General features: G+C 53.7%; 12 protein-coding genes and 3 pseudogenes. 8 read left to right on the top strand and 7 right to left on the bottom strand.

The genetic code is table 11. From position 1 onward, the window contains the following. Positions 1–114: 114 nt before the first annotated feature. Positions 115–426 carry a hypothetical protein gene (locus AB4P90_RS10210; RefSeq protein ID WP_163022879.1) on the bottom strand — a complete coding sequence of 104 codons (312 nt, stop codon included), beginning with the start codon at positions 424–426 and terminating at the stop codon, positions 115–117. Positions 427–573: 147 nt separating this feature from the next. Continuing rightward, positions 574–1,452, bottom strand: a complete 879-nt coding sequence (locus tag AB4P90_RS10205; protein WP_395605859.1) for a putative phage abortive infection protein — start codon at positions 1,450–1,452, stop codon at positions 574–576. Positions 1,453–1,654: 202 nt separating this feature from the next. Between AB4P90_RS10205 and AB4P90_RS10200 the strand changes: the two genes are divergently transcribed. The 4 genes and pseudogenes from AB4P90_RS10200 to AB4P90_RS10185 all read left to right on the top strand — a co-directional run. Next, positions 1,655–1,930, top strand: coding sequence for a hypothetical protein (locus AB4P90_RS10200; RefSeq protein ID WP_157893898.1), 276 nt, complete (start codon positions 1,655–1,657; stop codon positions 1,928–1,930). A gap of 142 nt (positions 1,931–2,072) precedes the next feature. Then, a complete protein-coding gene (locus tag AB4P90_RS10195) occupies positions 2,073–2,630 on the top strand; it encodes a hypothetical protein (RefSeq protein ID WP_173926060.1) in 558 nt (185 codons plus the stop codon). Between the two features lie 2 nt (positions 2,631–2,632). Then, complete coding sequence (locus tag AB4P90_RS10190; RefSeq protein WP_395605858.1) at positions 2,633–3,301, top strand: hypothetical protein; 669 nt, start codon at positions 2,633–2,635, stop codon at positions 3,299–3,301. Positions 3,302–3,725: 424 nt separating this feature from the next. Beyond that, positions 3,726–3,914 (top strand): annotated as a pseudogene (locus tag AB4P90_RS10185) (transposase); the annotation flags it as partial. A 250-nt stretch (positions 3,915–4,164) separates the two neighbouring features. Here the strand turns inward: AB4P90_RS10185 and AB4P90_RS10180 are convergent. Next, positions 4,165–4,695 carry a hypothetical protein gene (locus AB4P90_RS10180; RefSeq protein WP_395605857.1) on the bottom strand — a complete coding sequence of 177 codons (531 nt, stop codon included), beginning with the start codon at positions 4,693–4,695 and terminating at the stop codon, positions 4,165–4,167. Positions 4,696–5,003: 308 nt separating this feature from the next. Here AB4P90_RS10180 and AB4P90_RS10175 point away from each other — a divergent pair. Continuing rightward, a pseudogene (locus AB4P90_RS10175) lies at positions 5,004–5,324 on the top strand (helix-turn-helix domain-containing protein); the annotation flags it as partial. A 28-nt stretch (positions 5,325–5,352) separates the two neighbouring features. Here the strand turns inward: AB4P90_RS10175 and AB4P90_RS10170 are convergent. Genes AB4P90_RS10170 through tnpA form a run of 4 tightly spaced genes read right to left on the bottom strand, consistent with a single transcriptional unit; the run spans position 5,353 to position 8,190 of the window. Further along, positions 5,353–5,925: a plasmid pRiA4b ORF-3 family protein gene (locus tag AB4P90_RS10170; protein WP_395605081.1), complete on the bottom strand. Its 573-nt coding sequence runs from the start codon at positions 5,923–5,925 to the stop codon at positions 5,353–5,355. Positions 5,926–5,928: 3 nt separating this feature from the next. After that, positions 5,929–7,434 (bottom strand): IS66 family transposase, encoded by a 1,506-nt coding sequence (gene tnpC, locus AB4P90_RS10165; protein WP_395605082.1) that lies wholly within the window; start codon positions 7,432–7,434, stop codon positions 5,929–5,931. A gap of 37 nt (positions 7,435–7,471) precedes the next feature. After that, a complete protein-coding gene (tnpB, locus tag AB4P90_RS10160) occupies positions 7,472–7,816 on the bottom strand; it encodes an IS66 family insertion sequence element accessory protein TnpB (protein WP_395605083.1) in 345 nt (114 codons plus the stop codon). Then, a complete protein-coding gene (gene tnpA, locus AB4P90_RS10155) occupies positions 7,813–8,190 on the bottom strand; it encodes an IS66-like element accessory protein TnpA (protein ID WP_395605084.1) in 378 nt (125 codons plus the stop codon). The genes tnpB and tnpA overlap by 4 nt, the downstream gene beginning before the upstream one ends. An 83-nt stretch (positions 8,191–8,273) precedes the next feature. Here tnpA and AB4P90_RS10150 point away from each other — a divergent pair. From AB4P90_RS10150 to AB4P90_RS10140, 3 genes and pseudogenes are all read left to right on the top strand, one after another. After that, positions 8,274–9,035 (top strand): annotated as a pseudogene (locus AB4P90_RS10150) (IS630-like element ISPpu1 family transposase); the annotation flags it as partial. Positions 9,036–9,310: 275 nt separating this feature from the next. Continuing rightward, positions 9,311–9,463: a hypothetical protein gene (locus tag AB4P90_RS10145; RefSeq protein WP_395605856.1), complete on the top strand. Its 153-nt coding sequence runs from the start codon at positions 9,311–9,313 to the stop codon at positions 9,461–9,463. A gap of 210 nt (positions 9,464–9,673) precedes the next feature. Next, positions 9,674–10,159, top strand: coding sequence for a hypothetical protein (locus AB4P90_RS10140; RefSeq protein ID WP_395605855.1), 486 nt, complete (start codon positions 9,674–9,676; stop codon positions 10,157–10,159). The last annotated feature ends 107 nt before the right edge of the window (positions 10,160–10,266 follow it).

Raw genomic sequence — 10,266 nt, 5'->3', positions numbered from 1 at the left:
TTCAGCAAGTGAGCGCTACGAAATGCTCGATCAAAACCAATGCAGGGCTTACGCCTTAACCCCTTAATACAGTGAGGGCCAAGATGAGAATTGTAGAGTTTCTGAACCTTGCTGTCAGTGGTCGATGAACCATTGCAGTTTGCCCATGAGGAAGGCTATGTCGATATTATCCACCTTCAGATCGACGCGCCGTTGCGAGCCATCGATCTTCAGGTTTACGGCTGGCTGACGCTTGCTCTGCAACGTGCCCCGCAGTTGAGCTAAACGGGCTCCCACGAATCCAAAGAAGCTCGCGACTGTTTCCAGGAGCACGGACCGATTAGCAACATAGCCATGTTGATGACCCTGCGTCGCGTGGATCATAGAGACCTCGAAGATGAGGGCAAAGGCCCGCGTGATAGCAATGACAGAGTCATCACTGCGCATCGGTTTCGTAGCACATTCAGAGATTGGGCAGCCGAATGTACACACCATGCTCGAGAGGTCTAAATCACGCCCATTTTTTAGACACCTTGCAGGCTAATGATGCACCCTAGCTTTCCGAGAGACCAACCCCGCTCGCTTGCAGTCGTCCTACAAAAAACTCGTCGTCGGCAACAACTGCATATGACTTTTATGAAGGAGAAGATCAGCGGGTAAGTTTCTCAAAAAACCCAACTCTAAAACCAGCTTTTTCAACCGAGCTTGATCGTGAAGAGCAACATGATAAAAAACTAATATTTTTTCATATTCCGATAGCTGAGCAGATACCATCGACAGGTAGGGTTCATTTGAACTGGACTCCGACTCTATATATCCCAGAATTACTGAAAGGCTTTCATGCCAGCTATGCAAATTTTTTCTAATAGGCTCCCAATACTCAACATACATAGATTTTAGTTCCTCCATACCTTGCAGTGTCATGCCATCAAAAGACATTCCATTGCCTTTAAATTTACTACGGTATTTTTTTTTTAGCCTCAAATGGAAGCGAGCCATACAGTCTGTCCCGGTGACGGTCTTGTTGGCTTTTACTAACAACAGATCTATCGACTGGGTAAGCGCGGAGTGAATCTCGAGCATTTTCAAAAAAGTCACCTCAAAGCTCTGCTTCCTGAAGGCCACTACCTGCTCACTCAAAGCATCTGCGGAGCGCTTCATTTCCTCCCTTGAATCTCTTAGTTCCACTTTCTGAACAACTATTGTCAGAAGCAAGCCCATAAATGTAAGGAACGTCAAAAAAGGGTTGGCCACTCCGCCAAAAAAATCACCAAAAACCCCGTGACTTGGTTCGCTCTCCTTATTTGTGGAGAGGGTCAATGCCACATCGATTAAAAAAATCGCCGAAACAACTAATAATGCGAAAATAAAAATTCGATATAGTCCTTTGACGCCAAGATCATCTCCTGGTTTAACGAAAGACTCAAACCATTGAAATGGCCTATTCATTAACCTCGCCATCCAAGCTGCCATACTAATGCTCCTGCTTTCGAATGGCATCATAATGCTATGCCTCATCCTCGGCGTAAACCGACGCCGAGACTTATTAGGAGCGGCACAATCGAGCTTGGGGCGGAGCACTGCTAGAGGAACACCTACAGCGCCCTACGGACGGCCCCTAGCCCAGAACGCCTACTTCATCGACTTTGCTCGGGATTTGCAGGGCGTGACGGAAATGCCGCTGATGGTTGCCGGCGGCATCCGACATCGCGCCGTGGTAGAACAGGTGATCGCTTCGGGTATTGCCATGGCTGGGAACGGTACCGTCTTGGCCATGGAGCCCGACCTGGCAAGGCAGTGGCGCCAGGGGCGGGACAATGCTTCGAAACTACGACCCATCATCTGGATGAACAAGGCACTGGCGTCGATGGGCACCATGACAGCCGTGAAATTCCAGTTGCGCCAGCTGGACCGGGGACACACTCCCGATATTGCTGTATCCCCCGTCTAGACGTTGCTGACGCAGGAGTTCAGCACACTGCAGGTACCGCAAACACATGGCCCTGCAGCAACAGTAATTATGGGGCGGTGTGCCATCGCCACATTATTGCAATATGATGCCCCCCTCCTCCTGCCCCATGCAAGGAATGCCGGTGAAACGCATCGAACGAGATTTCGTAACCCTCTTCAACTGCCTCTGGTATCGAGACTTTCCCGTGACAGAGGAGCACTCCATGGCCAACCCTGCCAACTGGACTATTCATATCGGCTTGGTGGTCAGGCAATGCGCGACCCTGCTCGGCGCTCGCGCACTATTCGAGCAAGGCGGCCGTACCGATGCAGTCATACGTTTTCCGGAACAAACCCTGTCCTATGTGGAATGGGAATGGAAACGAGCCCATACCGATATCAATGAGTTCGAAAAGCTGCTGAAACGCGCTGATGATGCAGTGTTTCAGACCTTCATCGGCTACACCAGGGTTACTGAGCTGCAGATGGCGCTGGAGCGCATACACGGGGTATGGGAACACGCGGACAAGCCATTGCTGGTATTTCTCGTGACCTATGAATGGCACGGGCGCAGTCGCTATTTCCAGGAACTGAAAACCTATGAATTCGCCAGGGGCCGCTACAAGCACGTTCGCAGCCAGCCAGCATTGCCCTGGCTGGTCAACCGCAAGACCTACAACAACGTCGGCGAGGATGCTTGAAGGTGAACAACGTCCAAGCCCTGAAGCTGGTCGATGCGGTGTTCGCCGACATTCTACGGGCACGCTCTGCCGATGAGTTTTCGGCCATCGTCTTCCAGCGCCCCGACCTTCATGTCAATCGACTGGACCGTAAGGACTACCCGGAACTGCGGCTCTCGATCAACAGCGATGAGATCGCCACCCTGATAGCCGACGGGCTGCTGACCGACGAGGGCGAGCTCCACCCCCGAATCAGCGCCAGGACGCTGTCACCGCTGGAAAAGCTGCTCTATTCCATCGCTTGGAAGAACGGCGACCTGGCGAAGGTGACGCACATCGTCGAAGGAGTGCGCGGCGCCCATGCCGACACTGCGCGGAAAAACGGCCGGGGACAGGTGTTCCACCAGTTTGGCCGCCACCTTGCCGACAAGCGCGAGCCCATCATCGACCAGCATGTCCTGCGTGGTTTCCTGCTATGGCGCGCCGATCGCAACGACGAAAAAAAGATGGACTCCATCCGCCGGATCACATTGCTCAACAACCAGGTCTCTGGTATCAACGATTACAAGAGCTGGCTGAAAACCGAATGCTTCGACCCGCAACTTAAAGAGTCAGCGGATTACCTGATGCACATCGACAGCACGCTGTTCGCCCTAGGCAAAACCATCAAGCTGGGCAAGTGCGCTGGATGATCTTCGTTCCGTGGCCATGAAGCGGGGTTCGGATCAACACCTCCTTCAGTACTGCTGAAACACCTCGATGCGGTTGTCGCGCAGGTAGTCCGCCATCCCGCCTAGCACGAAACGCAGCGCCCATCGCAGCCTCAGCGCCACCCGACCAGCATCACCAGCCAGCGCATCCCGGTCCGAGGCTGATAGCGGTACTAAGACCCATCACTTGATCTCTAAAGCGAAGCGGGTAAAGCCTCCAAAAACCTGAACGGGCTCACTCTCTCGAACATCGCTTCTTCAAGGACGTGAACGAGCCCCTTGAAAGACAGGATATTTAAGAGAAGGGGTAGGCAGACGGGTATGTTTGACTAACAGTAACGACAAGGGTGACGGTAAATCGCTTAGTCAAGAGCGGCGGCGCTGGGGCCCCGAGTAGAAGCTGGCCATGGTGCGCAAGAGCCTGGAGCCCGGGCAGAGCGTCTCGGTAGTCGCCAGGCGCAACGGTATGAATGCCAACTAGCTTTTCCTGTGGCGCAAGCTTTACAAGGAAGCCAGCTTGTCGGCAGTCAGTGCCGGTGAGGCCGTCGTTCCGGCCTCTGAGCTGAACGATGCGCTAAAGCAAATTCTTGAGCTGTGGCCGTCTGTGCTGGCTATCTACTTATTCATGCCAGGGTCAGTCTTGCCCAAGCAGGTCGGGCAATTCCGCATCCGCACCAACATCAGGCAGAAGAAAGCGCCCGTACCGGGCGCTCGACGTGGCTGTTTGCCAACAACCAACGGCCTACAACGACCATAATTCCGAAAACTGCGTGGACTGCCGTACATTTCTTCTAATTTTATACCCCTACCGAAGAGGTCAGCTGCTTCACCAGCAACAGAGCACGTCAAATAAAATTATTTACAATGAGGGGCATAAAAATCTCATCTGAATTTTCTTCTAGCTTCTCACCAACACGACAATCCACAGTTGTCAATATCGACGCATTTGTAAACCTGACGCAAGACCTCCCTTCGGATTTTCGCTCAAGGAGAATTTTCATTGCATCTGCGGGTATTTTAGCTTTCAACTGGGCAAGGGCGCTCAGCCCGAAATCTAGCGAAACAACATAGCTGTCGCCACCAGGCAACGCAGTACTACTTCCAGTTGTGAACATATTTCCATCAAGCTGGGCAATGAAACTTATAGGAACACCTGGAAATATTAGATGCTCAACCTCATGAAAGCCAAGCCTCTTAAGATGCAGGCCAAGGTCCTTTGCTAACTTAAACTCATAACTCAATGAGTTTTCTGGACCCAGAATCCTCTTAAGCTCATCCAGATACTGAGGCAACAGAGCCATTGCAAAATGCAATATAGGGTCCGGCTTACTTATATTAAAAAGCACAAACTCCCGACCATTACACAATGCAAACATTGGTACACGAATCTCACTATGAATAGCATAAGAATAAGCCTGTTCAACGTGAGCCCCTGAAGTGATATTTTCGTCAGGCGCCTTTGCTTCAAGAAGCCATGAATACTGACCACTTACTTCAAAAAGGTAATCCGGGATGCAGGTAATTTTTTTTCGAGAGCTACCAATTGATATGAAAGGATGAACAAGCGGTTTACTGCGAACAATTTTATATGGCTTACTAGCCGAATACCCTAGTGTGCCGTCTCTGAAATAAGTTTCTAACCTGAGCTATGCTTCTGTGGTCAGTCAGTGCTTGGAGTGATCACATGAACTCTCAGGACATCGTGCTCAGTGAAGACGAACAAATTGAACTGAGTCGGCGCATAAGATCAGCCACGATCAGTCAGCGCGACGGTCGTCGGGCACGGGTGATTTTGCTAGCCGCTCGAGGTTGTTCTCGTAACGAGATTGCCCAGTTGACAGGTCTCTCCGTTGTTTCAGTCACCCGCTGGTGCAAGCGCTTTCAAGAGCTGCGTCTACAAGGCCTAGTGGATCTGCCCGGACGAGGTCGCAAGCCATCCCTATCGGCCGAAGCGTTGAAACGAACACTTGAGCAGGTCACTCAGCCGCGTATCGGTCGTAAGCGTCCGAGCTACACCGCCTTGCAACTCAAACCTAAATCCGTTTAAACCGCTGATTCACGCGCTCGCACTCAAATGCCGCTGGATCAAAAACATCGCCATGCCATTCAACCATGTCGTCATGCTCTGGATGATCGGGGTTGGCCATCGCTGCCAAAAAGCCCTCATAGCCAGGCCCGCCACCCACGTCTTCCGGTGGGCAAGCATTGGCGCCATCGATGCAATACGGCGCCTGAGGACAGGCAATAGCGGGTAACGTTTTTTCGACCTTGATACTGTGATGCCAGCTGTCACCAAAGTCGTAGAGATAATTAAATGTCCGCTTTCCGTTCAGCGCCTTGATCAGCGTTTTACGAGCTTCCGGGTTAACCGCCGGCCCCCAGCCATCGGGATCGGGCATACCATAACGCTCACCGGCAATTTCAAACTCATGCAGATGGCTATCACTCCAGCCCATCACGGCCTGGATGACATGGTGCAGTTTGCCCAAGGTGATGTTTTCAGGCACTGCGAAACGGCGCCAAATCTTCGGAGTGATCCACTTCAGCTCAATGTGCAGCAGCAACAGCTCGGAGGCGGGTTTGGGTAAACGGACAATTTTAACCATGGATCAGGCGGCCTCGCAGTGCTCAGAGTGGTTCAAAGAAATATTCCAGGGCAGCAACTCGCTTACCCGATTGATTGGGTGCTCGGCAATATGCTCCAGCACGTAGGTCAGATACGCCTGCGGATTTAACCCGTTTAATTTGGCAGTGCCCACCAAGCTGTAAATCGCAGCCGCGCGTTCTCCGCCGGCATCGGAACCGGCAAACAGATAGTTCTTGCGGCCCAGCGCAACGGCGCGCAGCGCCCGTTCGGCGGTGTTGTTGTCGATTTCGATTCGGCCGTCATCGCAGTAGCGCATTAAAGCCTGCCACCGATTGAGGGCATAGAAGATCGCACCGCCCAATGCCGATTTTTTCGACAGTTGAGTCAGCGTCTGGTTAAGCCATGCGTGTAATTGTTCCAGCAGCGGACTGGCCCGGCTTTGCCGAATCGCTTTGCGTTGGTCAGGCGGTTGCCCTCGAATTTCGCTCTCGATGGCATACAGGGCAGCAATTCTTTGCAGCGCCTCGCCAGCAAGTGGTGAAGCCTGGTCTTTGTAGACATCGTAAAACTTGCGCCGGGCATGAGCCCAGCAGGCGGCTTCCTGAATAATGCCCGTCGCATACAACTGAGCAAAACCGGCATAGCCGTCAGCCTGCAAGATCCCGCTGAAACTCTTGAGATGAGCGCGGGGATGTTCTCCCTTGCGATCCGGCGAGTAGGCAAACCAGACCGCCGCCGGTGTCGTGTAACCAGCAGGTCGGTCGTCGCGCACGTACGTCCACAGGCGAGCCGTTTTGGTCTTGCCGTTGCCCGGCGCGAGCACGCCAATCGGCGTGTCGTCGGCATGGACTTTGTGACCGCTCATGACGTGGTGCTCAAGGGCGTTGATCAGTGGCCTGAGCAACTGACTGCTCTGGCCGACCCAGTCGGCCAGGGTTGAACGCTCCAGATCCACGCCCTCACGGGCGTAGATCTCGGATTGTCGATACAACGGCAAATGGTCAACAAACTTGGAGACCAGCACATGGGCCAGTAGCCCCGGGCCTGCAAAGCCTCGAGCGATCGGGCGACTCGGCGCCGGTACCTGAGCAATGTGCTCACAGCAGCGGCAAACCCATTTGGGGCGAACATGGCGGATCACTTTGAAACGCGCTGGGACGTACTCCAGCACCTCAGACACATCCTCCCCCAAGTGGCGAAGTTTCCCACCACAACCAGAACACTGTGATTCGGGCTGATGGACGTGAATTTCGCGAGGCAGGTGTTCAGGTAATGGCTTGCGCCGAGAGACAGGGCGAGGTGGCGGTTCGGTTGGCGGCGTCAGTTCAGTCTGGCTGACTTGCAACTCTTCAAGACTCAGTTGGAGCTGATCGATCATCGCGTCGAGTTGCTCGGAGCTGCGACCGAACTGCATACGACGCAGCTTGGCGATCATCATTTTCAAGCGCTCAATCTCTGCCCGTTGGGCAGAGACCAGAGCTTTCAAGGCTTGAAGATCGTTAGGCAAGGAGTCGGTCGCGATAGTCATGACCGAATGTTACTTGGGATTTTTTCAGCGTGGCAAGTCAGACCGCAAGGACGGGCGCTGTACGAGTGGGCCTGCGCCAATCAATGCCTTCCAATAGCATCGACAACTGCGCAGGCGTTAGCGACACGCTGCCGCTGGTAGCTTGCGGCCAAACGAAGCGCCCTTGTTCCAGCCGTTTGCAAAACAGGCACAAACCGTCGCCATCCCACCACAACAGCTTGATCCGGTCACCGCGCCGTCCGCGAAAGGCAAAAATCTGGCCAGAGAATGGATCGGCTTCAAGTTGAGTTTGCACCAAGGCTGCCAATCCATCGAAGCCACGGCGCATATCCGTGACGCCGGCGGCGATCCAGATACGGGTTCCAGCAGGCGGGGCAATCATCGCAGTAACTGCTGCAAGATGACTTCCAGGGTATGCGGGTCAGGCGTGCCAGTGATGCGCAGCTTGGCTTTTCCAAGCTCAATCACGATCTCGGAATAAGATACGGGCTGTGGCTGGAGGGTTTGCGATGCATCCGTCGACGCCTCAATCACCTGAACAGGCAAAAGCGTTGCGCTCTGGTTAGTCGGGCCGAACATCCCTTCATGATATTGATGCCGCCAGCGAAAGACCAAGTTGGCATTGACGTCATGCTCACGAGCGATCAACGACACGGAAGCACCAGGCTGGAGGGTGGCCTCGACGACTTGGCGTTTGAACGTCAGCGAAAAGTTGGGGCGGCGACCGGTTCGACGAGCGGGGGCAACTGTATCCAAGATAGTGTCCACTAAAAAATGGTGTCCACTATCTTGGCTAATTTGGAGGGCTGTCAGGAGAGGGTGCTGGCCGGACGGTTACTATCGGTCAGCCTCGCTGGAGCTGTCGAAGCATGGCGCGAGTCGCCGGCATTTCACCGGCCAGCGTCCAGCGCATATGGGCCGCCAACGATATAAAACCGCACCTGACACGTACCTTCAAACTGTCCAAAGATCCAAACTTCGAAGAGAAGTTCTGGGACGTCATCGGGCTGTATCTGGATCCGCCGGATAAGGCATTGGTGCTTTGTTGCGATGAAAAAAGCCAGGTTCAGGCTCTGGAGCGTACCCAGCCTGGACTGCCTTTGGGGATCGGTCATATCCGTACGCAATCGCACGATTATGTCCGCCATGGCACCGTCACCTTGTTCACTGCGCTGGATTATCTTCAGGGGCGCTTGATCAGTTCCATAGAGCGCCAACACCGGCATCAGGAATGGCTGGAGTTTCTCAAGAAGATCAATCGAGAAACGCCCAAACAGCTCCAATTGCATCTGATCGTGGACAACTACGCCACGCATAAACACCCGAAAGTGAAGGCATGGCTTGAGAAGCACAAGCGCTTCCACATGCACTTCACCCCGACCTCCAGCTCGTGGATGAACATGGTTGAGCGCTTCTTTCGCGATATCACGGTGTACCTGCGTGACGGCAGTTTCAGTTCGGTTCGCGAACTGGAAAGCTCGATCACCACGTTCCTGGCACTGCGAAATGCGCAGCCGACTCGCTACGTCTGGAACGCCAAGGGGGAAGATATTTTGAACAAGATACAGCGAGCCCGTGAGGCAATGGTCTCACAGGCATGAGGAGCTTTATTTTTGAGACAGCACACTAGATGCTTCAATATAGGAAGAATAATTTCCTCCCTAACAGAGTCCTCCTTGAAATCTGGATCATCAAGCTCCTCCAGTTTAAAATCCTTGATCGGATTAAAACTCTCCTCAATTCTCATCGGACCTCCAAATCTCACCATTGAAAAAAGTCATAACTCAGACATTTAAGAGAGCATAGAGTGCCGTATGACGAAACTTTTGTCGTCAACCCCCTCACCCGCGCTTTTGCATATGGAAACAATCAGACAATGAGCGACCTACTCGATGTTGACGGTTCCAATCTCGATCTGGGGTTCGAGAACCTGAAGGCCGCCGAAAGCCCGGTTGAGCAGCAGCTTCGCGTCACACTGCAAGAGATGTGGACCCACTACGAGCCCTATGCCGATCCAGACTTCCGCTAGGGATTCGCACGTGACGTGGATGTACGCTTCCGGGGGATGTATCTAGGTTGCACACTTCTTGAGGCGAGGCGCACATTGTTGCCCGTCGCCGACCGTCAGCGCGAAGGCGGCCAGCCCGACCTATGCGTGCTTGAAGAGAATCGCCGTATCTGGATCGAAGCTATAGCTCCAGACGGACGCGCTGCGGGATCATAACGGATTGTGCGTCCTGTGCCGATCAATGAGGGCGGTGGCCTTATTGCTGCGCCGATCCGTCAAGCGCAACTTCGGACCTCCGGGGCATTCTGGACCAAAGCAAGGAAGATCAGCCGCTATATCGAACAGGGCGTGATCGCCCCGGAAGACGCTCGCATCGTCGCGATCAGCGCCAGCCGCTTCGGCATCTATGTCCCCGAACATCCCTTACCACTCATCATGACGACACTGTTCCCCATCGGCGATGCTTTCCTCACTATCGATCGCGATACAGGCGATGTCATCGAAGAAGGCTTTCACGTCTCTCCCTTGATCCACCGAGAACGGAATCCGATCCCGCGCTCGGCATTTCTTGACGAGCGCTTCGCAGATATCTCAGGCGTGATCTGGTCACGGGTTGGCCTTGGCAACCTCTCGCGTCAGGTTCGGCCAATCACCTATGTTCACAATCCCCTGGCACAGGCACCATTGACCGTGAATTGGGGCGTCTGGGACCGTTAGTTCGTGACCATCCGCCAGATCGACAACTGGGAGTCCACCGACATCCTTGCCGCAACGGAGTCCTTGTGAAGAGGAACTTGAATTCGCGCATCTGCTACATACAGGGC

This window comes from Pseudomonas sp. B16120 (assembly GCF_044218845.1).
Lineage (GTDB): Bacteria > Pseudomonadota > Gammaproteobacteria > Pseudomonadales > Pseudomonadaceae > Aquipseudomonas > Aquipseudomonas paracarnis.
This window is presented reverse-complemented; position numbering and strand designations above follow the sequence as displayed.

Excerpts from the sequence above, each read along its gene's own strand:
- AB4P90_RS10210 (WP_163022879.1), bottom strand. The coding sequence starts at position 426 with ATGCGCAGTGATGACTCTGTCATTGCTATCACGCGGGCCTTTGCCCTC.
- AB4P90_RS10205 (WP_395605859.1), bottom strand. The coding sequence starts at position 1,452 with ATGGCAGCTTGGATGGCGAGGTTAATGAATAGGCCATTTCAATGGTTT.
- AB4P90_RS10200 (WP_157893898.1), top strand. The coding sequence starts at position 1,655 with ATGCCGCTGATGGTTGCCGGCGGCATCCGACATCGCGCCGTGGTAGAA.
- AB4P90_RS10180 (WP_395605857.1), bottom strand. The coding sequence starts at position 4,695 with ATGTTTGCATTGTGTAATGGTCGGGAGTTTGTGCTTTTTAATATAAGT.
- AB4P90_RS10170 (WP_395605081.1), bottom strand. The coding sequence starts at position 5,925 with ATGGTTAAAATTGTCCGTTTACCCAAACCCGCCTCCGAGCTGTTGCTG.
- tnpC (WP_395605082.1), bottom strand. The coding sequence starts at position 7,434 with ATGACTATCGCGACCGACTCCTTGCCTAACGATCTTCAAGCCTTGAAA.
- tnpB (WP_395605083.1), bottom strand. The coding sequence starts at position 7,816 with ATGATTGCCCCGCCTGCTGGAACCCGTATCTGGATCGCCGCCGGCGTC.
- AB4P90_RS10145 (WP_395605856.1), top strand. The coding sequence starts at position 9,311 with ATGAGCGACCTACTCGATGTTGACGGTTCCAATCTCGATCTGGGGTTC.